This window comes from Comamonas nitrativorans (assembly GCF_042654765.1).
Taxonomy (GTDB): Bacteria; Pseudomonadota; Gammaproteobacteria; order Burkholderiales; family Burkholderiaceae_C; genus Comamonas; species Comamonas nitrativorans.
In genome coordinates, this window is sequence record NZ_JBHSEW010000001.1 from 211,512 (window position 1) to 236,184 (window position 24,673).

At 63.6% G+C, this 24,673-nt stretch carries 35 protein-coding genes; 13 read left to right on the top strand and 22 right to left on the bottom strand.

Annotation, left to right across the window (positions count from 1 at the left end):
- Nucleotide 1 precedes the first annotated feature (1 nt).
- The 20 genes from ACFO3A_RS00975 to ACFO3A_RS01070 form a co-directional block, all read right to left on the bottom strand.
- Nucleotides 2–1,096 (bottom strand): hypothetical protein, encoded by a 1,095-nt coding sequence (locus ACFO3A_RS00975; RefSeq protein WP_377723148.1) that lies wholly within the window; start codon nucleotides 1,094–1,096, stop codon nucleotides 2–4.
- Nucleotides 1,089–1,886, bottom strand: a complete 798-nt coding sequence (locus tag ACFO3A_RS00980) for a GIY-YIG nuclease family protein (RefSeq protein WP_136346931.1) — start codon at nucleotides 1,884–1,886, stop codon at nucleotides 1,089–1,091. Before ACFO3A_RS00980 ends, ACFO3A_RS00975 begins: the two co-directional genes overlap by 8 nt.
- A 59-nt stretch (nucleotides 1,887–1,945) precedes the next feature.
- A complete protein-coding gene (locus tag ACFO3A_RS00985) occupies nucleotides 1,946–2,284 on the bottom strand; it encodes a hypothetical protein (RefSeq protein WP_377723151.1) in 339 nt (112 codons plus the stop codon).
- Nucleotides 2,285–2,295: 11 nt separating this feature from the next.
- On the bottom strand, nucleotides 2,296–2,784 hold the full coding sequence (locus ACFO3A_RS00990; protein WP_377723153.1) for a hypothetical protein: 489 nt from the start codon (nucleotides 2,782–2,784) through the stop codon (nucleotides 2,296–2,298).
- On the bottom strand, nucleotides 2,781–3,566 hold the full coding sequence (locus tag ACFO3A_RS00995; RefSeq protein WP_377723155.1) for a hypothetical protein: 786 nt from the start codon (nucleotides 3,564–3,566) through the stop codon (nucleotides 2,781–2,783). Before ACFO3A_RS00995 ends, ACFO3A_RS00990 begins: the two co-directional genes overlap by 4 nt.
- 6 nt (nucleotides 3,567–3,572) lie before the next feature.
- On the bottom strand, nucleotides 3,573–4,400 hold the full coding sequence (locus ACFO3A_RS01000) for a hypothetical protein (RefSeq protein WP_151124939.1): 828 nt from the start codon (nucleotides 4,398–4,400) through the stop codon (nucleotides 3,573–3,575).
- A gap of 76 nt (nucleotides 4,401–4,476) precedes the next feature.
- Entirely contained in the window at nucleotides 4,477–6,051 is a 1,575-nt protein-coding gene (locus ACFO3A_RS01005) for a hypothetical protein (protein WP_377723157.1), read from the bottom strand.
- A 2-nt stretch (nucleotides 6,052–6,053) separates the two neighbouring features.
- Entirely contained in the window at nucleotides 6,054–7,277 is a 1,224-nt protein-coding gene (locus tag ACFO3A_RS01010; protein ID WP_377723159.1) for a terminase small subunit, read from the bottom strand.
- 4 nt (nucleotides 7,278–7,281) lie between these two features.
- On the bottom strand, nucleotides 7,282–7,914 hold the full coding sequence (locus ACFO3A_RS01015) for a helix-turn-helix domain-containing protein (RefSeq protein WP_116802394.1): 633 nt from the start codon (nucleotides 7,912–7,914) through the stop codon (nucleotides 7,282–7,284).
- Between the two features lie 2 nt (nucleotides 7,915–7,916).
- Nucleotides 7,917–8,357, bottom strand: a complete 441-nt coding sequence (locus tag ACFO3A_RS01020; RefSeq protein WP_377723162.1) for a hypothetical protein — start codon at nucleotides 8,355–8,357, stop codon at nucleotides 7,917–7,919.
- Nucleotides 8,358–8,571: 214 nt separating this feature from the next.
- On the bottom strand, nucleotides 8,572–8,874 hold the full coding sequence (locus tag ACFO3A_RS01025; protein WP_087778505.1) for a Ref family recombination enhancement nuclease: 303 nt from the start codon (nucleotides 8,872–8,874) through the stop codon (nucleotides 8,572–8,574).
- A complete protein-coding gene (locus tag ACFO3A_RS01030; protein ID WP_175854406.1) occupies nucleotides 8,871–9,344 on the bottom strand; it encodes a DUF1367 family protein in 474 nt (157 codons plus the stop codon). The genes ACFO3A_RS01025 and ACFO3A_RS01030 overlap by 4 nt, the downstream gene beginning before the upstream one ends.
- The gene (locus tag ACFO3A_RS01035) at nucleotides 9,344–9,469 is read right to left on the bottom strand and encodes a hypothetical protein (RefSeq protein ID WP_304589946.1); all 126 of its coding nucleotides are present in this window, start codon (nucleotides 9,467–9,469) and stop codon (nucleotides 9,344–9,346) included. The genes ACFO3A_RS01030 and ACFO3A_RS01035 overlap by 1 nt, the downstream gene beginning before the upstream one ends.
- Entirely contained in the window at nucleotides 9,466–10,245 is a 780-nt protein-coding gene (locus ACFO3A_RS01040) for an ATP-binding protein (RefSeq protein WP_175854408.1), read from the bottom strand. The genes ACFO3A_RS01035 and ACFO3A_RS01040 overlap by 4 nt, the downstream gene beginning before the upstream one ends.
- Nucleotides 10,242–11,240, bottom strand: a complete 999-nt coding sequence (locus ACFO3A_RS01045) for a hypothetical protein (RefSeq protein ID WP_377723165.1) — start codon at nucleotides 11,238–11,240, stop codon at nucleotides 10,242–10,244. The genes ACFO3A_RS01040 and ACFO3A_RS01045 overlap by 4 nt, the downstream gene beginning before the upstream one ends.
- A complete protein-coding gene (locus ACFO3A_RS01050) occupies nucleotides 11,233–12,459 on the bottom strand; it encodes a DNA methyltransferase (protein ID WP_377723167.1) in 1,227 nt (408 codons plus the stop codon). Before ACFO3A_RS01050 ends, ACFO3A_RS01045 begins: the two co-directional genes overlap by 8 nt.
- Nucleotides 12,456–12,962 carry a DNA N-6-adenine-methyltransferase gene (locus ACFO3A_RS01055; protein ID WP_377723169.1) on the bottom strand — a complete coding sequence of 169 codons (507 nt, stop codon included), beginning with the start codon at nucleotides 12,960–12,962 and terminating at the stop codon, nucleotides 12,456–12,458. Before ACFO3A_RS01055 ends, ACFO3A_RS01050 begins: the two co-directional genes overlap by 4 nt.
- Nucleotides 12,959–13,825 carry an MmcB family DNA repair protein gene (locus ACFO3A_RS01060; RefSeq protein ID WP_377723171.1) on the bottom strand — a complete coding sequence of 289 codons (867 nt, stop codon included), beginning with the start codon at nucleotides 13,823–13,825 and terminating at the stop codon, nucleotides 12,959–12,961. Before ACFO3A_RS01060 ends, ACFO3A_RS01055 begins: the two co-directional genes overlap by 4 nt.
- Nucleotides 13,822–14,052: a helix-turn-helix domain-containing protein gene (locus ACFO3A_RS01065; protein ID WP_377723173.1), complete on the bottom strand. Its 231-nt coding sequence runs from the start codon at nucleotides 14,050–14,052 to the stop codon at nucleotides 13,822–13,824. The genes ACFO3A_RS01060 and ACFO3A_RS01065 overlap by 4 nt, the downstream gene beginning before the upstream one ends.
- Nucleotides 14,049–14,513 (bottom strand): phage regulatory CII family protein, encoded by a 465-nt coding sequence (locus ACFO3A_RS01070; RefSeq protein ID WP_377723175.1) that lies wholly within the window; start codon nucleotides 14,511–14,513, stop codon nucleotides 14,049–14,051. The genes ACFO3A_RS01065 and ACFO3A_RS01070 overlap by 4 nt, the downstream gene beginning before the upstream one ends.
- Nucleotides 14,514–14,662: 149 nt before the next feature.
- Between ACFO3A_RS01070 and ACFO3A_RS01075 the strand changes: the two genes are divergently transcribed.
- A complete protein-coding gene (locus ACFO3A_RS01075; RefSeq protein WP_377723177.1) occupies nucleotides 14,663–14,917 on the top strand; it encodes a hypothetical protein in 255 nt (84 codons plus the stop codon).
- Nucleotides 14,918–14,931: 14 nt separating this feature from the next.
- On the opposite strand, the gene ACFO3A_RS01080 is transcribed toward ACFO3A_RS01075, so the two are convergent.
- Together ACFO3A_RS01080 and ACFO3A_RS01085 are read right to left on the bottom strand one after the other, a co-directional pair.
- Nucleotides 14,932–15,099, bottom strand: coding sequence for a hypothetical protein (locus tag ACFO3A_RS01080; protein WP_377723179.1), 168 nt, complete (start codon nucleotides 15,097–15,099; stop codon nucleotides 14,932–14,934).
- Nucleotides 15,092–15,343, bottom strand: a complete 252-nt coding sequence (locus ACFO3A_RS01085; RefSeq protein ID WP_377723181.1) for a transcriptional regulator — start codon at nucleotides 15,341–15,343, stop codon at nucleotides 15,092–15,094. Before ACFO3A_RS01085 ends, ACFO3A_RS01080 begins: the two co-directional genes overlap by 8 nt.
- 93 nt (nucleotides 15,344–15,436) lie before the next feature.
- Between ACFO3A_RS01085 and ACFO3A_RS01090 the strand changes: the two genes are divergently transcribed.
- The 12 genes from ACFO3A_RS01090 (at nucleotide 15,437) to ACFO3A_RS01145 (ending at nucleotide 24,670) form a co-directional block, all read left to right on the top strand.
- Complete coding sequence (locus ACFO3A_RS01090) at nucleotides 15,437–15,922, top strand: hypothetical protein (protein WP_377723183.1); 486 nt, start codon at nucleotides 15,437–15,439, stop codon at nucleotides 15,920–15,922.
- 36 nt (nucleotides 15,923–15,958) lie between these two features.
- Nucleotides 15,959–16,858: a hypothetical protein gene (locus tag ACFO3A_RS01095; protein WP_377723185.1), complete on the top strand. Its 900-nt coding sequence runs from the start codon at nucleotides 15,959–15,961 to the stop codon at nucleotides 16,856–16,858.
- Nucleotides 16,859–16,877: 19 nt separating this feature from the next.
- A complete protein-coding gene (locus ACFO3A_RS01100) occupies nucleotides 16,878–17,723 on the top strand; it encodes a hypothetical protein (RefSeq protein WP_377723187.1) in 846 nt (281 codons plus the stop codon).
- A gap of 19 nt (nucleotides 17,724–17,742) precedes the next feature.
- Nucleotides 17,743–18,033, top strand: a complete 291-nt coding sequence (locus ACFO3A_RS01105) for a hypothetical protein (RefSeq protein WP_377723189.1) — start codon at nucleotides 17,743–17,745, stop codon at nucleotides 18,031–18,033.
- 648 nt (nucleotides 18,034–18,681) lie between these two features.
- Nucleotides 18,682–18,927 carry a hypothetical protein gene (locus ACFO3A_RS01110; protein WP_377723192.1) on the top strand — a complete coding sequence of 82 codons (246 nt, stop codon included), beginning with the start codon at nucleotides 18,682–18,684 and terminating at the stop codon, nucleotides 18,925–18,927.
- Nucleotides 18,928–18,929: 2 nt separating this feature from the next.
- Entirely contained in the window at nucleotides 18,930–19,118 is a 189-nt protein-coding gene (locus ACFO3A_RS01115) for a hypothetical protein (protein ID WP_377723194.1), read from the top strand.
- Nucleotides 19,119–19,153: 35 nt separating this feature from the next.
- Nucleotides 19,154–20,131 carry a hypothetical protein gene (locus tag ACFO3A_RS01120; protein WP_377723196.1) on the top strand — a complete coding sequence of 326 codons (978 nt, stop codon included), beginning with the start codon at nucleotides 19,154–19,156 and terminating at the stop codon, nucleotides 20,129–20,131.
- Nucleotides 20,132–20,238: 107 nt separating this feature from the next.
- The gene (locus tag ACFO3A_RS01125) at nucleotides 20,239–20,442 is read left to right on the top strand and encodes a hypothetical protein (RefSeq protein WP_205184121.1); all 204 of its coding nucleotides are present in this window, start codon (nucleotides 20,239–20,241) and stop codon (nucleotides 20,440–20,442) included.
- Between the two features lie 100 nt (nucleotides 20,443–20,542).
- Nucleotides 20,543–20,938, top strand: coding sequence for a hypothetical protein (locus ACFO3A_RS01130; protein ID WP_087778537.1), 396 nt, complete (start codon nucleotides 20,543–20,545; stop codon nucleotides 20,936–20,938).
- 26 nt (nucleotides 20,939–20,964) lie between these two features.
- A complete protein-coding gene (locus ACFO3A_RS01135; protein WP_377723199.1) occupies nucleotides 20,965–22,098 on the top strand; it encodes a hypothetical protein in 1,134 nt (377 codons plus the stop codon).
- Complete coding sequence (locus ACFO3A_RS01140) at nucleotides 22,095–24,266, top strand: KTSC domain-containing protein (protein ID WP_377723201.1); 2,172 nt, start codon at nucleotides 22,095–22,097, stop codon at nucleotides 24,264–24,266. Before ACFO3A_RS01135 ends, ACFO3A_RS01140 begins: the two co-directional genes overlap by 4 nt.
- On the top strand, nucleotides 24,263–24,670 hold the full coding sequence (locus tag ACFO3A_RS01145; protein ID WP_377723202.1) for a hypothetical protein: 408 nt from the start codon (nucleotides 24,263–24,265) through the stop codon (nucleotides 24,668–24,670). Before ACFO3A_RS01140 ends, ACFO3A_RS01145 begins: the two co-directional genes overlap by 4 nt.
- Nucleotides 24,671–24,673: the final 3 nt, after the last annotated feature.

Below are 24,673 nucleotides of genomic sequence, written 5' to 3' on the forward strand. Positions count from 1 at the left end.
TTCACTCCGCAGCATTGGCAATTCGTCTGTCGTTCCATCCCCATGAACGCATTTGGGAAACTTGATCTGGGGTCAGAGAACCGCCCTTGAGTGCCGATTCAATGCGGCGCGTATAGGGGTCGATTTTCTTTGGCGGTCTGGCCTTCGGCGCTGATGCCGCCCGTTTGCTGGCGCGCCGGTCGCGTGCCTTCGCGGCTTCAGCCTTTCTCTGCTCGCTGGTCTTGATTCGCGCTGGGGCCTTGGACTGGATAGCTTCCTCGGCCTCCGTCTGCTTGACTGTGGTGTTTGCCTTGTAAGCTGACACGCCCTGCAAATGCCGCTCAAGGAACCGCAAGACGGAATTGGACGATTCCAGCTCGGTCATGACCCGCAGGACGTGCTTACATGCCACTCCCTTCAGGCCGGGATTGCGAATCTTGGGGAAGCCTGTCTCATCGCGCCCTGCATTGAAGCCGCCAATGGTGGCCACATAGCGCAGGAAGTACCTATGGCGGTCGCAACTGCAATCGAATTTCAGCCCACCCTTGCGCATCTTGTTGGCTTCCCTGCGCACGGCGGCCGAGTCGCCGCCAGAGGCGATGATGGCATCCACCGCATTTCGGAATTCCATCAACTGAATCGTGACATGGTGCCGCGTCACGCCCGGCGTCGAGCCGCCGGCGTTCGTGATGAACCGCACGGAATCATGGAGCGCCGATACCGGCACGCCCATCGTGATTTCCTTGCGCGCCCGGTCGATGTCGCTTCTTGCCCCGTCCGACCTGTCGGACAGATACACCAATGGCTTCGCCGATGCCAGGTCGATGACCTGCCGCGCCGTGATGCCTTTCCCGGTCGCAAACCCCGCCTGCTTTTTGGCGATCTGCATGTTGTGCCGGAAGGTGGCAAGTTCGTTGGCGGTGATTTGAGTCACGCCACCGTTCAGCGTGGTGAACAACACCTTGCCGGAGTCCCACTGCCCCGACTGAAGCATCTTGTCAGTCAGGATGGTGGATTTCGCAGCGGCCTCGGCTTCCGCACGTTGCTTGGCGTCAGCATCGAAGCGCCGATTCGCTTCCCCTACGTGGCCCTTGACCTTGCCGAACCAATCAGCCATTCAGGTACTCCCATTCAAGCCCCGAGCGGGTAGGCAGCCCGCGAAGCTGTTTGCTGATGACCGATTCGCTGATGCCCTTCGCCTTGGCGGCCGCCCCCCTGCTGGGGAACACTTCGCCCGTGGTGATGCAGCGAATTTTCTTCTGGTGCCGCGCCCTGGCCGCCTCATTGCGCTTGCGCTGGAACTCCGGGTCTTGGCTCAACCGCTTCATGTTCTCCCGCATCCGCTCCGAATGAGCGGCGGCAAAAGAAGGGTCAGCGTGCAGCTTTTTCAGGGTCGCCGCTGACGCCTCGGCTACGTTTCGATATGCCTGCCCACGCTCCTTCATCGCGCGACGACGGGAAGACGCCGCCTTCTCCTTGACCTCGGCGGTCTGCATGACCACAACCCTTGCACGGGCCTTCTCAACAAAGGCAGAGTCGCTCCATAGCTCCGCGTTCTGCTTGGCTGCGCGTGCGGTGTTTCTGGCGCGGAAGTCGGGACGCTTCCACTGCTCAGTCAGCAGGCGCTCGGCAGTGGGAAGGATATTCAGGGCGGGCTTCAGCCGGTCAATGGCAGCCTGCTCGCAGGCCCTCAGTTCGTCCAGATAGCACCGCAGCAACAGTCGAAAGCGAAGCGAATCCACACCAGTCGCGGCGGCGATATGGGAAAGGATGGGGTTGTCATGCTTCCCGTGCCGGAGGCGCGACTTGTGCTCGCCCCATCGTTTCTCCACATCCACGGATGAGCCGATATACAGCCGCCCGTCAGGGGCTTGGATGGCATAGACGCCGATGATTTTCTCTTTCATTCAGCCATCCTATGGGTCTGGAAAATGTCGATACCGTTACGTTTTCCGATATTTGATGCCTACGCCTCCGCCCAGGTGGGCGCGAAGTTCTCGCGCAGGTCGTCGATGGACTCGAAGCCCGCACGGCGCTTGATGTCGATGAGCTGCCCTTCGTTGGGCAGGGCGATGCGCTTCTGCGGCAGGGGCTGATCGACGGTATCCAGGCCCGCAGCAGCCATCACGGCCAGGAACTCGTCACGCCGGCCATAGACGCGCTGGGAAACCAGCGTCAGGTCGTACATCTCGTCCGGCTTCGTCTCGTAGAAGATGGCCGTGGTGTCCCACGGCTTGGTGTTCTCCGCGAACTTGCGCACCTCCCGGTAGAAGGATTTGGCCGCGCGGGTGTCCTTGTCGATCATGGCATCCCCCTTCAGATGGTCATGATTCCGCCGCCCAGCAGGTGCCGGAACGACTCGGCCAGCTTGACGGTGCGCTCCACGGTGTCGGAGCGGGTCGCGTGCAGGCACGTCGCCAGCGCGGCGATCTGGCCGCAGGTGATGGTGTCGGACAAGCGGTACTTGGGGCCGTTGGTGTCGATGCCGTCGCGCTCGATGGACTGCTCGGGGTTCGCGCGTGCGGCGCGGTCGCCGAATACCAGCCTGGCGCTCTTGCCGTCGGCCGCCACGCCGGCCCTGAGGGAGTAGAAGGCGGCAATGCCCGGCATCAGGTCGGAATCGGTGAAAAGCCCGTCGCGGGCGATGTCCGGCACATTGGTCAGGACGATGCAGCCCTCGCGGCGCTCGGCCCGATAGTCGGCCTCGGCGCCAACCACCAGCACGCGCGCGTCTGGGTCATAGACCGAGAACAGCGAGCACGGACGGCCGCCGTACCCGGTAAAGGTGGCCTGAATCTGGATCACGGCGCACCCCCATCGTCGGCGGACACCTCGTAGGGCCGGATTTCGGCCTTGCCGCCCTTGCCGCCGGCCTCGGCGCTTTCCACATGCACTGTCTGCACCAGCGGATACCCTGCGGGGTCGTCCGTGCCAGGCTCGCCCTTACCGTCGTTCGGCTCGCCAGCCTTTGGAGCATCGAACAGCGGGATTTCCGCGCGCAGGGTCAGGTCGATGGCAAGGATGGTCAGGTTCTTGGCGTCGGTGGCGATGGACATGGCCGGCATGTCCGGCGATTCGACCTGCACCGGCCAAGCTGTATCCAGCCCAGCGAAGCGGTAGGACGCCTCGAACCGGCGGTTCTCCGTCTCGTCGAGGAACAGCAGGAACTGCGCCGCCAAGGAGTGCGCCGACGGCTCATCCGTGGCGAACACCACGACCTGCGCGCGCACGTCGCCCGCCACGGCACGCAGGCCGAACAGCCGCTCCTTGGGGTCATCGGGAATCATGACCATCTGGCGGTCGGCCACCTGGCGGGTGTAGTCGCGCCCGGTCGGCGTGTAGTCCTTCGCCACGGCCACGATGATCGCGGGCAACTCGGGCGGCGTCGTGGGCGCGTTCTCCAAGTCGGAGCGCAGCCACAGGGACAGCATTTCCTCCGCCGCGTCGATCATGCGCGCCGGCGCCCAGGCGATGGCCTTGGCGAGCGGGCGCGCGACAAAGCCCTCTAGGGGCTTCGTGGTCGGCACGATGGAAGCGAAGTAGCGGCCCATGAACTGGCCGAGGGCGATCTTGACGGGCTGGAGCATGGGCGCTTACCGGCGGAGGAACTGGCCGAGCAAGCGGCCGTACAGGGGCACATGCTCGGCCGGGTCGGCGTTGCTTTGCGGCTCGACGAACTGCGGCAGGGACGCGGCGCCACGGAAGGCGGCGGCATCCCGGCGCATCCGCTCCACCGGGTCGATGGAAACGGCGATGGGCGCCACGGCCACGGCGTCCAACGCCGCACCGGCGTCGATGCCCTTGGCGGCCAGCATGGACAGCAGTTGCTCGTTCTCCGCGCGCAGGTGCTCGATGACCTCGCTTGCCGTGTCGCGCTCCGCATTCGCCGAATCCAGCAGGCGCAACACGCCGCGCAGTTGCTCGTCGTAGATGGCCGCCTCGATGTCGTCCAGCGTCATGTCGCGCACGTCGTCCAGGGTGTAGCCTCGGTTCGTGGAATAGTTCGGCTCCAGCACGTAGTCGAAGCCGAAGAACTCGGGGCGGTGCTGGTCGATGGCCGAGCTGAAGCCGCCCACGCGGCCGGCGTACAGCTTCGCCGCCACCTGGCCGGGGTCGTTGTTCAGGAACTCGGCCTGATGCTCGATAGTGCCGTCCGGGCTGGCGCGCAGCAGGGTCGTGACAAGGGCCGGCTCCACCAGCGACGGGCGGCCGTCGTCCAGTCCGCCCTCGGCCGGGTTCATGCCGAACTTGATGCGGGGCCAGTGCCCGTAGTAGCCAAGCATGTCGCGGTTCTTGACCCGCTCTTGGCAGGCCGGGCCGTTGATGGCGTCGCAGATGGCGCGGATGTTGAAATTCCGTTCCTTGCCTCGGAACTGGCGGCCCCGCTCCCGCAGGTTGTAGGTGATGACCTTGGTTTGCATAGGAACCTCCTTCTTCGGAGGATGGTAGGAGCCGCCCAGGGGGCGAAAGCGCGCCGTTTTCCGGCCCTGGCCGTGGTCACACGTCGGCGAACAGCCCTTCGGCCTTCTCCAGCACCGTCTCGGTCAGGCTGGTGGCGACGCTGGCCGCACCACCGGCCACCATATAGGTCGCGCCTTCCAAGAAGATGAAGCTCATGGCGTCGATCAAGTCAGGCGACTTGATGCCGTCGCGGCGCATGTTCTCCTTGCTCTCCATGACGTAGCGCAGGCCGCCAGCCTCGCTGAAGTGATACGGCAGCCGGGAACCCTGGTCGATGATCTTCTCGCGCAGTTTCTTGGAGATGTTCTGGGGCAGCACCACGCGGCCCTGGCGGATGGCATCGCGGAAGCGCACCATCGCGCAGGCGCGCAGGTTGTAGAACCGTGCCTTGTATTCGTTCTTGAAGCACGGGGCGCCCCAGTTCACCCGCGTCACCGTGGCCCCCGAACGCTCAATCAGCTTGCAGACGGTCGCACCCACACCGCCGGCATCCACGTACAGGGTGGCGTTGGACAGCTTGCCCACCAGATTCACCAAGTCGCCAGCCAGGTCGATTTCGTTCTTGTCGTTCGCCGCGATGGGGATTTCGATGAACTCCACCCGCCGCGCGTCCGGGCCGTGGTCGGCGTCGCCGATCACCTTGGCGACGATGGCCACCGAGTCGTCGCGGTACTCGCCCAAGGCCACGTCGGACAGCACCACCAGGCCGAAAGGCTCGTCGTCGCCGATGATCTTCCGGGGTTGGAACGCCGTCTCGATGTCGGCGCGCGTCATCAGGACGTTGCTGCTGGACTGCGCGAACAGGCCCAACACCCGAATCTGGTACTCGACGGAATGCCGGCCGCCGCTCTCCGATTCCCGCTGCCGCAGCCATTTGGTCGTGACGAACGGCGACAGCTCCGAATTGAAGCGCAGCGCCAGCCAGCTCCCACCGTTCTCCAGCTTCAAGGTGTGGTGCGAGTCGTAGAAACGCCCGGCGTTGCGCGCGCCCTGGGACGCCATGAGCGTGCGGTTCCCCGGCTGGGTCTGGGTGCCGTCGATCACGTCAAAATACTCGTCCGGCACGCCAGCGGCTTCGTCAATGATGATGAGCTGCCAGTAGCGGTGCTTACCTGCTACCCCGATGGCCTCGCCCTTCTTCATGGCGATCTGGGTCACAAACCACTGATCGGCGTACCCGTTGACGTGGACGCGGGTCTTCGTGATGGTGAAGAAATCCAGTATCCAGGCATGCGGCCCGTTGCCGATAGCCACCCTGGCGTCCTGCATTTCCTTCCAAATGCCATCAGCCACCTGCTGGATGAACGGCGCACCGATGTACGTGTTGCTGCCGATCTCCACCTTGCCCTCATAGAAGGCCAGCGGGAAGCACAGCAGGTGCCACAGGGCAATCCGGGCGAACGCCGCCGTCTTGCCGGTGCCGGTGCCGGACACCACGGACACCTTGGCGTTCGGCTCGGTGATTCCCTGGAACAGCGCTTCCTGGTCTTCGCTCGGCAGGAACCCCGTCACCTCAACGGCAAAGCGCAGCGGGTCGGCGTGGTAACGCTCCACGAAATCACCGTAGCGGGGATCTTCAAGCAGGTTCCGGTTTTTTCTACGGCGGGCCATTCCTACTCGCCCCCTCCCCGGCCATCATTAAGCATGCCGCGCTCTTCCATGATTCGCGCCTGGCGCTCGCGGGCGGCCTGCATCTTCTCATCGAACACGCGGTACAGGTCTTCACTGGCAACCATGTTGATGTTGACATCAGCCTCCTTGTCTTTGAACAACCCCAGCGCGCGGGCAAGGTTGTCCGCTGCCTTCTCCTTGCTCATGGTCAGCACCTCAATGCCATCACGGCCCACCTTCACGCCGGAGTACGCCAGACGGGCAGCAGGCGACAGGTGGCGCGTATCCGCAAACCAGACCTCTTCCACTCCCTCGCCGTGGCACTCCGGGCAATCCTCGGCTGGCGGCAGGCGCTTGTCGTACCACTCCCCTTCATATTCCGGGAAGTCGCCGATGTCATCGTTCTGGTCAGCCTTCAGGCGGCGCTGACGCTCCCGCTCATGCTTCAGCCTTGCACCCTCCAATCCAGACGGCGTGTACTGGCGCTCATGGTTCTCTCCATGGCAGTACGGGCAGCACACCCGGCGCAGTTGCGAAAGCTCGTTGGCGTCCAGCTCGATGATGGCCGCCCACATCATCATCACCCCGTCCGCGTCTATGCCAAGACGGCGGGCGCGCACTGACGCCAGCGCCTGTATCGCATCCCTGACTGGAGTTTTTTGTAGGAGCTGGTAAGCAATCTCTGATGCGCTCTTCGGGCTGTACCCTGCCCTGATTGCGGCCTTGGTGCCATTCCAGTCCACCATGTATTCCCGGACGAAAACTTCCTGCATATCGGTCAGGTCTTCCAGCACCCCAAACTGGTCGGGGTCTTCCTCCAGAGAGTCCAAAGTTGTCGTGGGCAAGGTTTCTATGGTTTTCGCCTTGCTCATGGTTTCGGAAACCTTATGGTTCTCGGAAACCTTGGAAACCTTGCTTGCTTGCTTGGCGGCTATCTGGGTGCTGGCGCCCCTGGCGGCAACCTTCTTCGCTGCTACCTTCTTTGCTGCCGCCCTCTTGGTGGCTGGCTTGGCCTCTACCTTGGCTGGTGCCTCTGGCTTCTCTGCCGCTACCGCCCCTTCCGCCTTCGTCCATCCATCACGCAACGCCGTCTTGCGCACGGCTGGCCCCGACACGGGCAACTCCAGCTCGGCAATCAGCCATGCGTATCCGTCGCGTGAATCGCTCTCCCAGTGCTTTCGCGCCTTCGCCCACTCTTCGGGCGTCAGCTTTGGTCTTGCTGCCATACAATCAATCCTCATCCCACAGGGGCAGGCTTTGCTGTAGGGTATCGCTTGCGGCCATCTTGCATTCCATCCTGAACCGCTCCAGCTTGACCTTCACCCCCTTTGCCGCGCCGTTCGCCCGCCCGACGGAACTCATCAGCCGCGCGCCGCCCGGCATGTCCTCGAATCCTGGGTTCAGTTCGATGAACCGGGCCAGCGCCGCCGAAGCATCGCCCGTGGTTTCCAGCATCATCGCGGTGGACTCCCCCATGGCTTCGAGCTTGTCGTGTAATTTTTTCAGAGTCGCCACGTCCCGCAGCCGCGCTTTTTCCATCGCCTCCCACAACCAGGCGGAAACCTCGCGCTCTTGCGTCATGCGCGCGCCGGTTTCCCAGTCATCGTTCACGCCGAAAAGAAAATCCACGGACACGTCGTACACCTTGGCGGCCCTCGTGATGAGCCACAGCGGTACGCTGTTGGTGTCCGTCGCCCCCTCCACCTTGGACAGCTTCGAGCTGTTGCTGTAGCCCAGGCGCTTGGCCGCCGCGCTCTGCGACAGGTTGCACAGCTCTCTGGCCTGCCGCATCCGCGCTCCGATGGTTCTCACCGCTGCCGCCTGCTCCATGCGCGTGTTGGGTGCCGATTTTCTTTCTGCCATTCCTAAATCCTCTTTATCGACCAGCCGCCACCATCCTTCTTTGCCGCCTTCTGGCACAGAAAAAAACGGAACGGGAACATGGATGCCGCCATCTTCAGCTTCAACCAACCATCCTCACGAATGAAACCGCCCTTGGTTTCGTGGAACTCCAGGGCGCCATCAGCCGCCACAACCATGAAATCAGGCGTGTAGCGGGTGTTGTGCGCCAACTTGAGCGTGACAGCCTCGTACTGCCACGCCAGAACCGAACCGGCCAGGCGCTGGGCTTCCAGCATCCCGGCGTATTCGGCCTCTGTCTTGTTCATGGCCGGGTTTTCCGTGGGCGCCGTGTACGTGCAGGCCGCCTCCGGCTGGGCCTGGGGCAACGGTGCGGCCTCCGGCGCCGGGTTACGGCGCAGGTGGGCGGCCAACTGCTCTTCGCTCCATCGCAATGCGTTCGCCATCGTCACCCCCTGCACCCGTTGAGCCAGTCCAGCCTGGCAGCCTTCACGTTTTCAGCCGCCGGGCCGAACATCGGACACTGCCGGGGATACGTCGAACTCTCGAACGTGGCCGTGCTGGTGCTCTTGGCGCACAGACCGAAACCGAGACGCCCCATTTGCCCGGCGTCCTTCATTCGGTAGTGGGCGCAGTCGATGCAGCGGACGGTCTTCTGGGCTATCGGCATCCGCCCTCCAGTCGTTCGAGGGTCAGGGCCAGCAGGTCGAGTTCGGAAAGGCCGTAGGTGCGCTCGAAGGCTCTGGTGCCCAGCCCATGCAGGCCGGTCTTGCCGGTGTGGTGCTCGGGACACAGGGGCACGGTCAGGTAGTTGCTGGCGCGCTGGGCGCCGCCCTGGTCTTCGCGGACGTGGTGAACCTGCGCCGGCGTGGCGCCCAAGCCCAGGTGATCGCACAGGATGCAGCCCAGGGCGGCCACGCGGCCCATGTGGCGCTTCTCGGCGGCGGTGGCGGCGCGCTTCATTGGTCGAACCTCATCAGCTCATTGACGACGCGCTCGACTTCTTCCTCGCTGGCGTAGCCGGCGGCCTTCAGCACGCGGTTCCACACCACGGTCAGCACAGCCCGGAACACCGTCTCGAACCGCTCTTCGCTCATGGCGGCGAACGACAGGCTTTCCGCCTCCAGCCGCACCTCGCCGCGCGCGTTGTAAACGGCCTTGTAGAAGCCGGCCAGGATGGTCATGTCCTTGCGGAAGCGGTCGAAGTCCTTGGCGACGGGCAGGCCCTGGTACTCCAGCGGCGTCACCGGCTCCCACACGTCGAACGCCAGCTTGAACAGGGCGAACGCCTTGCGGTGGAACTTGACGTTGCGGGCGCGGCGGATGGTGGCGCGCACGCCCTGGCCGGCCTTCAGCTTCTCGATCAGCGCGCGGGCTTCTTCGTCGGCCGGTGCCAGCGCGCCGTTGGGGGTCTTGACCAGCACCACGTCCATCAGTCGCCCTCCCATTCGTCGCGCTCGCGGCGGTACGCGGCAGCCAGGGCCGACACGACGAGGCCCAGCAGGCCTGCCACCAGCAGCAGGCCGCCCACGACGGCCAGGAAGATCGTCTCGATCACGCCATGCCTCCCCGGTGGCTCTCCCAGTCGAACGGGATGAACTCGCCGCCGTCTTCGCGCAGGCGGTCGAAGATGCGCTCGCCCAGGAACGCCTGCACCTCGTCGCGGGTGAAGTTCGACAGCAGCAGCGTCGGACGGCGCTTCTCGTACCGCTCGTTGAGCACGTCAAACAGAATCAGCCGCTCGGCGTCGCTGCCGAACTGGACGCCCACCTCGTCGAGGATGAGCAGGTCGGGGAACACCAGCGACGCGATGGCCTCGCTCTCGCTTTGCGTGCTGTTGCGCCCCCAGGTGTCTTTCACCCGGCGCACCGCACGCATGACGGTCATGAACAGCACGCTACGGCTGTCGCGCTCCATGATCTGCAACCCGATGCCCACGGCCAGGTGCGTCTTGCCCGTGCCGGGCTTGCCGATGAACAGCGCGGAGCGGCCGGTCTTCAGGGCAGCGTCGAAGCCGTCGGCGTAGCTCCGGGCGAACGCCAAGGCGCGGCGCTGCCCCTCGGTGCGGGCCACGTAGGTTTCCAGCCGACGGTCGCGGAACCGCTCGGGGATGCCGGCGTCGCCGATCTTGCGCTGCCAGGCGGCCATGCGCTCGGCGCGCACCTTTGCTTCTTCGGCTTCGCGCTCTTTGGCGACAGCCTCAGCGCTACACGCCGGGCACTTCGTCCAGACATTGCTCAGGAAGCAACGGCTCTCGTACTCGCCGTGCTTCTCGCACACGGCGATTTGGGTTTTGGGCGGGGCATGCAACCCCAGGTCGGCGATGGCTTTCACAGGCGGCCTCCAGTTCCGTAATCGCGTTGATCGAATCCGCCGTGGGCGGTGCTGCGCGTGGGCGGCGGCATGGACTGGCCTTCCTGCTGGAGGCGGGCGTACCACTTCGCCTTGAAGCCCTGCCACGAGTTCGTCGCGGACACCTTCACCGCCTCGGCAGGTGTGAGGCCGGCCTTCTTGGCTTCGCCCTTCACGTCGTCCCATGCGGTCGGCGTCAGGGGGGCCTTCTTCTCCTTGCGCACCTTCAGCCAGTCCAGCGCGTGCTGGCGCTCGACGCCCTCTGCCACCAGCTCACGGACGCCCAGGGCGCGCGGCAAGCTGTCGTCGGCAGGGCTACCCGCGCCATCGCCGACCTGTCCGGCGACCTGTCCGGCAGGCCCAGCCCCCGGACGGGTTTCGCCGTCAGCAGCAGGGGCGTCCGGGTTTTCAGCCACGACGCCATCGGCAGAATCGGAATCTGGGGTGCGGGGCGCGGAAGCGCCCTGTATTTCTTTCTCCTGTTCCTGTTCTTTCTCCTGTTCCTGTTCTTGGCTTCGTAGGGGCTTAGAAGGGGCTTCCATGGGGCTTTGTTTTCCCCTGCATACGGACATGCAGAAAGCGTCCTTGTATTTCTCGTAAAACCGCACCAAATAAGGGTTATCGGGCAGTGATCCGTACTCGTTCTGCACCCCCTTTACACGCAAATCATTGGGTTTGAGTGCGTCCCCGATCTGGTACGAAGCCATTTCGATCACCCACACCACCTCCGAAGCCTCGTCATACTCACAAAACCCCGCTTCGATGGCCCTTTGAAGCCCCTTTGAAGCCCCTTCCAAGCCCAATCCAGTCTCGTGCGCAATGAACATTTCAGGGCAGTAATACAGGCCCAGCATGTTGGCGTGTGGGCTGGTCAGCAGGTACATGGCGACGATCTGCGCCTCCACGCCCGCTGTCCGCAGCCGCTTGCCAGTGGCTCCAATCCAGAACTTCGGGCCGACCTTTGAGTAATCACGCATTGCTGCACTCCATCGGCGAATAGAAGCCAGGCGCATCCCTGAAACGCTGCGCAGCAGCCATCAGGTATTCCCGGCATCGTTCGGTGACAAGCCAGCGCCTGCCATTCAGCTCGGCGCCACGGCCCGTTGTGGCCCAGCCACCGAACGGGTCAACAATCAAATCTCCTGTTTCGGACAGGAATCGAACAAAGTGCTCCGCCAGCCTCACCGGCATCAGCGCCGGATGGGCTTGCAGGCCATTGGCAGAGGCGAAATCACGCGCAGGCTGCTGGTCGGGGCATCGGTGCGGGATAGTCAGCACGTTCCGGGCTATTGCGCCCTCGGTGTGCGCGCCAAAGCTGCCCTCTCGCAGCGTGTATGCGCCGCCGGTGTTCCTTGCGTACCGCTTCACGCCGCCAGACTCCACGAAGCGCCTGTGCTTCTCTTTGTGCTCTTGCAGGCACCGGCGGTTGTCGGCCAGCACCAGCTCTGGGTCATTGGTGAACCACAGGACATGCTCGTAGGCCGTGTTGTGATGCACTCGCTTGATGGACGCCCACTGAACGGGGCCGGGTGGCTTCGTCGGGTTGTGCCAGACAAAGCGCTCCATGAGGTGAAGCCCCAGGCTGTCGTGCAGAGCCAGCGTCAGCCGCTCAACGTACAGCGATCTTGCTGGGGAACCGGGCATGAAAATATCGTTGCCGACGTTCAGAACGATGCTCCCGCCTGGCCGCAGGCTCTTTACGACCGGCTCCATGATCGGTAGCAGCCAGTCGATATAGGCCGATTGGTCAACGTTGCCGTATGCGCGCTGCTTTGCCAGCGGGTACGGCGGCGACGTGAAGGCCAGGGTTATTTCTTCCCCCAGGCCGCTGAAAACGTCTTCCGCACTTGCCCACAGGGCGCACCCCAAGCCCGTTGAAAAGGCCAGCAGGACGGAACGCTTGGGCGCGGGCGTCAGCTCTTTTTGCGCCTCCCCGCTCAACCTCCAGGTTCCTCGATCCACTCGCTCCAGGACACCCAGGCGCTTCAGCGTCTGCTGATGCCAGCGCACCTTGCGCTCGAACAGGTTGCACTCTTTGCCCGACTTGCCAACAGGCGAACGGGCATCAAGAACGCTCTCCGGCAGGTCAAGCTGTAGCGCAAGCTGGCCGAACAACTCACGATTCGTCAGGCGGTCGCGGCCAACGAACGGCGCCATGACCGCTTCAGCCGACAGGTGTTTGATTTGTTCCGTCATTCCCTGGCCTCCCGCAGCGGTACGAATGCACCCGCCAAGCCGCAGGAATCCAGAACGTCAGCGTTGGCCTTGCCGAACGCGACCAGAACAGACGGCGCGCCAGCATTACTGGTTGCCCGCCGCCCACCAGGAAGGTGAAACTTGATTCGCCCGCGCAGGAACAGCAGCGCGTCGGCCTTGGGCCAGACGTGCTCGTGAAAGGACGCGGTTTCGGTACGGGCGAACACCAGGGCAATCGCATCGCCATGGGCTGCGCACCGCGCCAGCCATTCAGCCGCATGCGGGCCGTATGGCGGGTTGCACCAGACGCGACCAGCCCATTCATGCGCCAGGCCATCGTCGCGGATCGTGAGCTGCTGCTTTGCCGTGCGCCACGGCTGAAACTCGCTGGCGCAGGGGTCAAGATCAAATTCACCAAGGGGAGCCAGAATCTCCGGCGGAGTCAGCCAGTCGTGTGATGTGGCCTCGGAACCAGCGGCACCAGTTTCAAACAAAACATTCATGTCGCCTGCCCTCCAAGAGCTAGGGCAGGCACAGACAGTGCCTCTGAAAGCGCCCGCTGGGTCATTGACAGCGCATGCCGCAAGCCCTGCACTTCGCCGTCCTGCGACAAGCGAAGCGCCTGCTCGGCGGCAGCCATCTGTATGCGGCCCACGTTGGCATTGGCCGGCAGCCCCAGGGCCTGGGCCAGCTCGGCACGCACCGCGTCAATTGCGGCAGAATCCCTTTCCATGCGCTGCCGTATCCGCTGCTCTTGCTCCCTGACTTCTTTGGAAATTCCTTCCGTGACATCGAGCAGGCGCTGCGTCTCATGCTTGTAGCGGTTCTCTGCGGTCGCCCTGTCGTCGAGAACATTGCGCACATCGTTGCCAAGTCGCTGGCCGATCTTGCGACGCATCGACCACTCATCTGCCAGTTCCGGGCGCTTCTCGGCCAGCAGGCGGGCAACCTCGCGCCTCATGCCGTCGATGAACAGCTTGACCCATGCCGTATGTGGCAGCGTCTCGATAGGCCGCAAGGTCGGCGCCTTGATGGTTCGCCATCCATCCGCATTGCGGACAATCAGCCCGCAGCCTTCGGGCAAGGCCGATCGTTCAACCAGACCAGCAGGGACAGCGAAAATCACGCCGGCGGCGAACGGCAGATAGGTCTGCCACTTCCCTGCCGTGATGTCGCGCCGGTAATCCGACTGCGAAACCTTCACCTCATAAGCCATGGGCCTGAATTTCGTGAACGACGGCTCGATGCTGTAGGCGTCGGGGCGCGGGGAACCTACCGGGCCGAGCTGCATATCAGTCCAGACAATGCGCCCCGTTCTTTCGCGCAGGTGCTGCGCCAGGTCGTTAGCGAGTTCGTCGTGCTTCATCGTGACGCCCTCCGCTCGGCGGCTGGCACCAGCCTGTATTGCGCCACCCGGCACTCTTCGCCGTTTCGATTGCGCACGGCAACCAGATCCTTGGCGATGTCGTGCCCCTGTTCCTTCAGGTCATAGACGCGCGCACCCAGACGATAGATACCCAGTTCGCTCCACGCCTCCAGCGGCGTGATGGGGCCGCGCTTCAGCCGCTCCAGCAGTCGGTCGCATTGGTTCATAGCGCACCCCCGCGAATGGCTTGCAGCAGTTCGCCCGTGGCCTTCATCAGCGCCAGCAACAGGGGTTCGAGGGCGCGACGCTCATCCGCGCAGAAACGGCCGTCCTTGGCAGCCTCGGAACCCACGCCCAGCAGCTCCGACGCCGACGACACCAGCGACAGGAACAGGCGCACCGCCTCGGCCGGCTCGCGCGGCTCCAGCTCAAAGTCCATCGGCACCTGGCCGACGAGATGCGCCAGCGCGAACACAGTCCGCCGGGCCTGGGCCACGATGACGATTTCGAGGATGACGCCGAAGCTGGGCGGCGGCGCGTCGTGGTCGGGGTTGATGCCGTTCGCCAGCGTGTTCCCGTTTATGCCCATCGCTTCCGCGATGGCGCGGACGCCGCCGGGGTATTCCTTGGCGTCGGCCTGGAGCGCCAGGAACAACGCGCGGTGTGAATGCTTGATCGGTCTGCGCATGACGAACGCCCTTTCAGATTCGCCTACCTTCGTAGGCTGCTTTTTTAGAAACTGGCATCCCATGAACGCCAGCAACAGTAGGGATGCCCGCCCGCTCTCTCAGGACAATGGAAGCTCCTACACAACCACAGCCATCGAAAGGGGCAGACATGAACGAAGAGTTGGACAACAAGGCTTTCTTGATGGGTGCGCTTGCGGCCATCGGATCGGTGACGCGGGCTTTCATATCGACCAACCCAGATCAGGCCGCACTGCTTTCTGCACTGAACTTTCAGAAGCAGGAAACGCTTTCTCACCTGTTGGCGCAGCCATACCCGGAGCAAACGCTTGTGGCGTTTCATGTTGCGTGGGACATGGTTGGGCATCAGGAAGCAGACCCAGAAGTCGTGCCATTGCATCCATAGACGCGGCCCAGGGTTTAGACATCGAGAGGCCCGATCTGAATCAGTGCGGGCGCCCACCCCTCTGGCTCGCCGGACAGACCGTCGGGCTGGGAATGAGCGGACTCTGGCGAAACGGCCGGAACGCCGACGCGCTGCTGCGCGTCTTCGGTGGGCGTGCCGACGGCTACCTTGGCTTCAGGCATGGGGCATCTCCTTGGTGGTGGCCGAACTGGTGCCGCGCAGGTACGCCCAATCCACGTCAGGGCGCAACTCTTCGCACGTCACGGAACCAGCGGATTCGCGCTCGATGTTGATACAGAGGCTTTCGCCTGCGCGCCTGTGGCCGTAGACGACATTCCGTAGGAAGGCGTAGGTGGTGCCGCATCTCGACGCGAACCCCTCCCGTTCTTCTGCCGTCAAGGTCTTGATGAAGTTTTTCAGTTCCATGCCGCGCAGCATACACCAAACGGTGTATGAATCTCAACACCAAACACCGCTTAGGGAATTCACCAAATGGTTACAAGCTGCTGTAATGTCCAGATGGATATTGCAGACACCCGCCGGAAAAACTTGCAGCGCCTTGTCCAATCAGAGGGCCTCTCGGTTGTCGCCCGCAAATGCGGGAAGCCCGACCGCCAAATCAACGACATGCTTGCTGGTCGAAAATCCTTCGGAGAAAAGGTTGCTCGCGCCATAGAAAAGAAACTCTCGCCCGAAAAGCCAACTGGATGGCTTGATGTTGAGCGCTCCAAGAGCGGGGACGAGGCTCCCACTCATGACACTAAGCCTTTGGCTGCAATGGAGCCGTCACAGGATTTCAAAAGTACGACTGATACCGGTTCAGAGCGGATCAGGGTTGCCTACGAGCACGCGACCGAAGAAACAAAAGCTCTTGTTGATGTTGTCCTTGGCGTGGCGCAGCCAGCGCCGCCCTGGATGAATCAGACGGCAAGCCGGTTCATCGACGGGTTGCTGGCTGACATCAAGGAATGGATGCCCGAGAGAAAAAAGAAAACCGCAGCCTAGGTTGCGGCTTGTGTGGTCTGATGGAAAGGAAATCGCATGAAATTCACTCGCTTTTTGGCGTTGACCGTGGCATTCGCCCCGCCGGCGGTAATGGCCGGGCCGCTTGATGAATTACTGGGTGCGGCGATCAATGAAATGACCAAGAACGCTAGTGGGAATTCTGCGCCAGCGCCAATCGCACACGGCAAATCCGGGGACTCGTTGTTTTTCAAGGCGGGAAACACATGCAGCGGAGGACAAGAAGAACGGGCGAATTCATGGGCAATAAGATTGCTAAACGACATCAATCCAGCAAAAACGCCGACCATAGAATCGTTCTGCTCTGACTTGCGTGCTAGTACCAATAAGTTAGATGCGCCGTGCTACGCCAGTTGCGAATCTCAGTACCGCGAATATTTCGATCAGGTCAAAGAGGCAAAAAGGGAAGCCGAAGCAAAGCGAATTACAGTTCGCCAGGAAGAAGAGCGCCGAGCGGCTGAGCAACAACAAGCCGAGGCCGCAAGGGTGGCCGCGCTCAAGGCGGGCCAAGTCAAGCCGAGCAACCTGAAAGAAGCGACCATCGTTTACAACGCCGAGCACGGCGGATCGCTCGCCAGCGCGCCCAAAATCAGACCCGACGGCGCCATGTACTACATGAATGGCAAAATAAAGATGGCCGGGGATAAGCCGGAATTCCTCGCAGCCCTTTCGTCTTCACAGGACAATGAGTTGCTTGCCAATGCCCTGCGCCGTTCGCGCGGAATGGGCGAAAGCACTGACTATTTCGCTGTGATTATTCCAGATCAATTGCAGAAATACTACTTCGATGGCGCAAAGATAGAAGGCGGGTTCGATCTTGTTGGGCGCTACATCTCGAACACGAAATATAAGACGGTTGCCGGACAGGAAAAATTAGCTCCGGTATTTGAAGCGGTCTATCTCGTATTCTGGCAGTAAGGTGAAATTGATGCTTTCTATGCCAGAAAATATTTATGACCACGATGAGTGCTTTAGCTGCCAAGTATTCAGGAAAACGAAGAAAAACAAATCCGAATACACATTTGTTGGCAATGGATATGCGCTGCAAGCCAACAAAGGCACCATAACCCAAGACAATTTATTCTGCTTTTTTGTTTCCCCGGAAGAGCCGTCGGGTCATCCCGACTGGTTCGACGTTCGCAACCATGACGTGATGTACCTGCTGCTGGGCGCCGGCCCGGACGCGCCGCGCCTAGCCTTCGAGGTCGTGGTAGCCGAAGCCACCCCGGATGAGCCGCCCTACAACACCCGGTTCATCATGAGTCGCCGGGACGATCTGCATCTCCCGGCCGGAACCGTCAGCGATGATGAAGAGGGGGATCGAGATTTACAAACCCTCAACGACGAGCTTTTCAATCGTCTGCGCTTGCTGGGTTCGGCTGCTCGCACATGGCTCCAGTTCGACCGGGCGGAGCTGAAGCGTCGCGTGTGCGACAAGGTGATCGCGCATTTCCGCGCCGCGCCGCCGCCAGAACCGCGCGAGGGCATTGAAAACGGTCTCGCGTTCCTGGCCCTTCTTCTGCAAGAAGGCAGCGAGCACGGCCTGTACGACGCCACGATGCTGCAACTCGACCAAATGATCTTCCAGGCCGTCGCCGAGCTGGACGACGACGAGCAAGTGGTGTTGCTGCTGCCGATGGTGGACGTTGAAGACCTTGCCACCGATTGGGATGCGAGCGAATGGGCAAAGGTATTGCGCACGCGCCTTGTCCCCGAATGGGAAGAAGAAATGCGCTCCATCGTCCTGCACCGCGTTGAGCTGGCTCAGGTGTCGGCTGCATGAGGCGCATGGGTGGACAGACATGAATGAGCAAATCGCGGACATCCTGCGACAACTACAAGCAGAGATGCGCGCCGAATATGAATCGACCATCACTACCTTCCAGCGTGAGAACGCGCTACTCAAGGCGTTCTGTCTATCGCTTCTGACAGAAGCCGAACATCCTCAAGTAGCTCTTGCACGCCTCCTGAGTCGGTGTGAAGACATTGAAGGCTTTGCGCTCTTTTCTGAATGGTCAGAAGCAGAGGTTCAATCTCTTTTGCCAACTGCGAACGCGCTTCTCGAAGAACTGCGGCAGCGCCTTCCTTCGTGATAGCTTCGGTGCGGGCGCGCAGATCGTCTAGCACCGCCTGATCGCGTTTCCTTGCTTCTTCCCACGCCCCCCACAACCACTCGCCCCCCCCATTCTTTGTCGCCTGATCGCCGACCGCCACCTCTGCGGGCGGCTTCCCCGCCCCCTGTGCCGTTACCGCGCGCAAGTGACGGCGAGCCGCCAAGACATTCCAGGCCGCCGCCCCCAGGTTCAGGCCCACGGCCACCGCGAACCACGCCCACCACCAGTTCCCCATCGTCCATCTCCGCAAGCCCGGCATGTCGCCGGGCTTTTATTTTGCCCGAATTACACCAAATGGTGTTGACAGTAACTTCACCATTTGGTGTAATGCACTCCATCAACACGCGCAACGGCGGGCAACCCCCGGCAACGCACCCGCTCTTTAACAACGAATCCGCCGATGTTGCTCACCCTCCTGTGGGTGTTCGTCCGGCACAAATGGCACCGCCTGGGCATGGCTGGTCGGTGCGCGGTGTCTCTGCCGTTCCCAGTCCGCAAAGTCGGTACACGGGGCAAGAGAGTGAGGCGCAGACGGCCAAGAGCAGCAACGGTTACAGCCGGTTGGAATCCCGGCACCGCCCGCCCGAGCGCATCGGGAACGAAGCACCCAACACCCAAGGAGGCCCCATGCCCAGCATGACCCAACGCCGTTGTGAAAACTGCGGCGGCACCTTCGAGGCCAGAACGGCCGACGTGAAACGTGGCTGGGCGCGCTTTTGCTCGAAGTCCTGCAAGGCCATCAAGCAAGAGAAGCGCACCGGCCAGCATGCGGCCCACAAGGCCTGCTGCACCCAGGACGACGGCTACGACCGGGACATGGATGCGGCAGGCCACCCATTTGCATCCGGCTACTTCGGCCACGGCCAGGAGTAGCCATGAAACGACACATTCTGATGGGGCGGTCGTTCATCGTGGTCGCGGAATTTCCTGACACCGATGAAGGAACGCGCGCGGCGAACGCGCACATGGAAGCAAACCCCGGCGTGGGCGTGCTGGCCGTTACCTGCGGTCGCATCGTCCTGGCCGACAAAAAGGACAAGGGCAGCCCAACGCCCATTTCCTGACCAAGCAGCAAACCTCAAACCACAAAGGAACCCTCATGAGCAACATCATCGGCATCATCATCGGCAAGGCGCTGGGCAACTGGCAGCGCATCGACGCCGAGGGCAATAGCATCGCGCCGGCCGCCGGCGACTTCGACGCCCACCCGACCTACGCCGGCATCGCCGACGAGGTGATCGACGGCCAGCACCTGGTGCGCGTGCCGGCCTTCTACTACCGCTCCGGCGCCGTGCCCGCCGGCGAGCACGCGGGTAAGAAGGCGCTGTGGGTCAGCCCCGAACCCGCGCCCGGCTTCGAGCTGCACCCCGCGTTCCGTCACCACGGCGCCGAGCTGGCCCAGTTCCACGTCGGGAAATTCCAGGGCACGCCGGACGGCGACGACAAGCTGGGCAGCCAGCCCGGCCTGAAGCCGTTGACCTCCATCAACTTCCCGACCATGCAGGCGCGCGCCGCCGCGTGCGGCGAGGGCTGGATGCTCTGGAGCATCTACCAGCTCGCGGCCATCCAAATGCTGGCCCTGATCGAAATGGGTACGCCCGACGCCCAGGCCGCAATCGGGCGCGGGCACGTCGATGGCGGCGGCGTCCAGCCTGTCGATGATGAACTGGTCGTTCAAGCCACATGGCGCGGCATCACCGGACTGTGGGGCAACGTCTGGCAGATGGTCGATGGCTTGCAGACCAATGCCGACATCGAATACCGCATCTGGGCCACCGACGGCAGCCAGACCTACGTGGAAACTGATGTCGAGGCGCCGGGCGATGGCTGGTTCCGCCGCCGCGCCACCGACCGCGACGCCGGTTTCGACCTGGGCGCGGTGTTCCTGCCCGCCACGACGCGCGACGACCGCGACGAATCGGCCTTCGGCGACTACTTCTGGAGCTACCCGAACGCCGTAGCCTGCCACGGCGGCCTTTGGGGCAACGGCCGGGACGCCGGCCTCTTCCACCTCAACGTCGGCAGCGACGCGGGGGTCTCGAGCTCCAACATCGGCGGCCGTCTCGCAAAGGTGTAGTGCCTTTTGTGACCTGTGTCATGTCAGGGGCAGGCCCGCCGAGCGGGCCGCCCCAAGCGCCCCGTCAGGGGCGCTTTCGATTTCCCCCTGCTGAAAGGAGCGCATCCATGAGCGCATCGACAACTGCCTGCGCGGCGGCCATGCCTGCCGCGCGGCCGGCCCGGCTCATCAAGTGCCGGGTCAGCGTGAGAACGGCGACGGGCGAGCAGCACAGCTACACCGCCCTGTTCAAGAGCACCTGCGGAGCGGTCATGGATGCACTCGACCGCTTCGGGTTTTGCAAGGTCAGCGTGGAGGCGATGCGCGAATGAAGGCCCTCAAACGCCTGAAGAAGCGCCTCGCCGCCTACCGCTACTACCGCGCACGCGGCTACGGCATCCGCCGGGCCTGGGAACTGGCCGGGGTGACGCTATGAACCTCGCCACGCTCCCAGGCCCCGGCGACGAGGCCACCTGGCCGGCCTACACCGGCCACCCCAACGACCCCAGGGCACCCGACGACGAAGGCCGCGACACGGCCATCGACGAACGCGCCGCCGAGCTGCTGACCGCGCCCGGCTTCACGCCCTTCAACCCCGCCAACCTCTGCGAAGCCCTTTGCGAAACGGGCGACCCGCAGATCGAGCCGCTTTGCCGCCTTCTGGCCGAGGGCGACACGGCGGCGGCTGGCGAGGCGCTGGCGCGCTTGGCGCGCGGCTACTGGGAACCCATTGCCCGCAAGGAAGCGGAGCGCCAGATCGACGCCGAAGCGGACAGCGCGTGCCGCCGGTGCCGTGGGCGCGGCTGCCGCCGCTGCGAGGCCGACTGATCGAAACCTACCGGAGAACCCCTCTCATGAACTACCCCGTGAATCAGGCCCTGGCCGTGCGCCAGGACTTCGGCGGCACCAGCTCGACCCTGGCCGCCCAGGAAACCGCATCGGCCTACGTGGCCGCCCAGGAAACCGCATCGGCCTACGTGGCCGCCCAGGCCAAGGCCGTTGTCGAGGCCCGCTACGTGATGGCGCTGCGCCGCCCGCGCCAGTGGGATCAGGTGCGCCAGGACTTGCTCAAGGAGTGCAAGCGCCCCAGCTTCGCCAACAACAAGTCCGCCTACTACCGCAAGCCCATCGGCGACGGCGTGGAGGGCCTGGGCATTCGCTTTGTCGAGGTGGCCTTGCGCTGCATGACGAACGTGCTGGTCGAAACCAGCATGATCTTCGAGGACGAGGGCAAGGAAATCCACCGCGTCAGCGTCACCGACCTGGAATCGAACTTGACCTACCCGCTGGACGTGCGTGTCACGAAGACGGTGGAGCGGTCGAAGCCGTCCGACGACGGCACCTACATCAGCGTTCGCAAGAACAGCTACAACCGCAACGTCTATACGGTGCCCGCCACCGACGACGACCTGCTGAACAAGCGCGCCGCGCAGATTTCCAAGGCCATTCGCACCCTGGGCCTGCGCATCATCCCCGGCGACTTGCAGGACGAGGCCGAGGCCATCATCAAAGCCATCCGCCTTGACGAAGCCGCGCGCGACCCCGACACCGAGCGCAAGCGCATCGCCGATGCCTTCGGCGAAATCGGCGTCAAGGCCGCCGACCTGACCGAATACCTGGGCCACACGCTGGACACCTGCTCGCCCGCCGAGCTGGTCAATTTGCGCGGCATCTATGGCGCCATCCGCGACGGCGAATCCTCGTGGAAGAGCGTCATGGAGAACAAGGCCGAACAGCAGGCCGGCAAGAACGGCGGCACGGGCAATGCCGGCGGCGGGGCTGGCGCCGGCAACGGCTCTAAGGGCAGCTCGCTGCCGACGTGCAGCGATGAAGCCTTCGAGAAGAAGAAAGCCGGGTGGCGCAAGGCCATCGAGGGCGGCAAGTCGGTGAACGACCTGATCGCAATGATTCAGACCAAGGAACTGCTCACCGACGACCAGAAGATGGAAATCGCGTCGTGGGCGACTGAAGGGGGTGCGCAGCAATGAAAATCCACGAACTTGTCCAGGGCAGCCCGGAATGGCAAGCATTCCGCCTGACCCACCACGGCGCCAGCGAAGCCGCCGCGATGCTCGGCTTATCGAAGAAAACGACCCGCTCCGAGCTGCTGCGCATCAAACACACCGGCACGCCGAAGGAGTTCTCCGACTGGGTGCAGGTGAACATCCTCGACTACGGGCACCAGGTCGAAGCCCTGGCCCGGCCGCTGGTCGAGGAAATCATCGGCGAAGACCTCTACCCGGTGACAACCTCGAACGAGGACGAGGGCGGCAATCTGTCGGCATCGTGCGACGGGCTGACCATGCTCTACGACACAGCGTTCGAGCACAAGCAATGGAACGAGGCCCTGGCCGCATCGGTGCGCGCCGGCATCCTGCCCGAGGAACACATGCCGCAGTGCCAGCAGATCATGCTGGTGACGGGCGCCGCGCGCGTGATCTTCGTCGTCTCCGACGGCACGCCCGGCAACATCGTTTGGGTCGAAGTCCGGCCCGACCCGGAATGGTTCGACCGCATCCGCGCTGGTTGGGCGCAGTTCGACCGCGACCTGGCCGACTACGTGCTGCCCGAGGCCAAGCCGGCCATCGTCGCCAAACCCGTCCAGGCGCTGCCCGCCGTGTCGGTGCAGGTGTCCGGCGCGCTGACCGTGGCCGAGAACTTCACGGTGTTCGAGCAGGCCCTGCGCCAGTTTCTCGACGAGCGCCTGATACGTGAGCCGCAGACCGACCAGGACTTCGCCGACCTCGACCTGCAAATCAAGGCGCTGAAGCGCGCCGAGGATGCGCTCGACGCCGCCGAGGCGCAGATGCTGGCCCAGGTGTCCGGCGTCGATGCCGCGAAGCGCGCGAAGGATGCGCTGCACAAGCTGACGCGCGACAACCGCCTCATGGCAGAAAAGCTGCTGGAGAGCGAGAAAAAGCGGCGGCGCGAGGAAAAGATCGAGGCCGCCCGCAAGGCGTTCGCCGACCATCTGGCCGAACTCCAACGCGAAATTGCCGACCTGCGCCTGGACGTGCCGGCGCCGGACTTCGCGGCCGTCATCAAGGGCCTGAAGACCCTGGCGAGCGTGCAGGACAAGATCGACACGGCCTTGGCGAACGGCAAGATCGCCGCCGATCAGAAGGCCGCCGACCTGCGCGCGAAACTGGTCTGGGTGAGCACCAACGCCGCCGAGCACCGCGCGCTGTTGGCCGACCTGCAACAGCTCGCGGTCAAGCCTCTGGACGACTTCAAGCTGGCGATCACGGCGCGCATCGAGGCGCACAAGAAGGCAGAGGCCGACCGACTGGAAGCCCAGCGCGAGCAAATCCGCAAGGAGGAGGCCGAGCGGCTGGAGCGCGAGGCCAGGGAAAAGCAAGCCCGCGACGCGGCGGCCGCCCAGCAACGCTCGCTTGACGAGGCGGAAGACGCCGCCATCGTGCCGCTGCACCCGGCCAATGCGGCGCTGGAGAACACCGGCCCCGACAGTCTTGCGAGCTACTTCCCTGGCAACGCGGACGCATCGGCCTTCCTGGGAGTGGACATGGCAGCAGCGCCGGCGGCGGAACTCGTCACGGCCAGCCCCCAGTGCGCGGCCCACAGCCGCCCGATGGGTGGCGGCGGTGGCGGCAGCCTCTCCACCGCAACGCTGAAGCTGGGCCAGATCAACGAGCGCCTGGCGCCCATCGCGCTGACCGCCGACGGGCTGGCGACGCTGGGCTTTCCCCATGTCGCCACCGACAAGTCGGCAAAGCTGTACCGCGAGCGGGATTTCCCCCGCATCTGCGCCGCCCTGGTGCGGCACATCCAGACCGTGCAGGCCGGACAGCCGGCGCCGGTAACCCAGGCCGCCCCGGCCACAACCCGCAACCCTGAAAGGACTACCGACATGGCAACCCGAGCACCCGCAGCAGCTTTTGACGACGCCGCCAACTACCAGCACATCCCCATGAAGGAAGTGGAGTCGCACAAGATCAAGGCCGTCGGCTACGACGAAGCCACGCGCACGCTGGCCGTGACGTTCCAGCGCGGCGCCGGCGCGATCTACCACTACCCGGGTGTCGAACCGCAGGTGTACGCGGACTTCATCGGCGCCGAGTCGCTGGGCACGTTCTTCGGCCAGCACCTCCAGAGCCTGCCCTTCAAGAAGTTCCGCCCTGAAGAGGTGGTCGCATGACCCAAGCCACCCATCCCGACGACGAGGCGGTAGATCGCTTCGCGGCCGAGCTGAAGGCCAAGTTGGCGGATGCGCGCGCGAAGGGGCGCGGCGGCTGGGAAGACAAGGCCAAGGTCAGCGCCCAGGCCCTGTCCGACATGCTGCTGGCGCATGTCTTCAAGGGCAACCCGCGCGACGTGGCCGCCTTCTGCATGCTCCTGCACCAGCGCGGCGAAGCCATCCAGGCCAGCCCGCCGAAGCCTGGCATGCGAAACGAAGCTGCCGAAGCAGCTCTACATCAGATCGCTGCCGCCATCCAGAAGCACCAAGCCGAAGGCGGAATCAGCACACGCGACGCCATGAGCGAAATCATCGCCATTGTCGAATCCGCCCCTATGCAGATCAACACGGGCCACGCCGAATAGGCC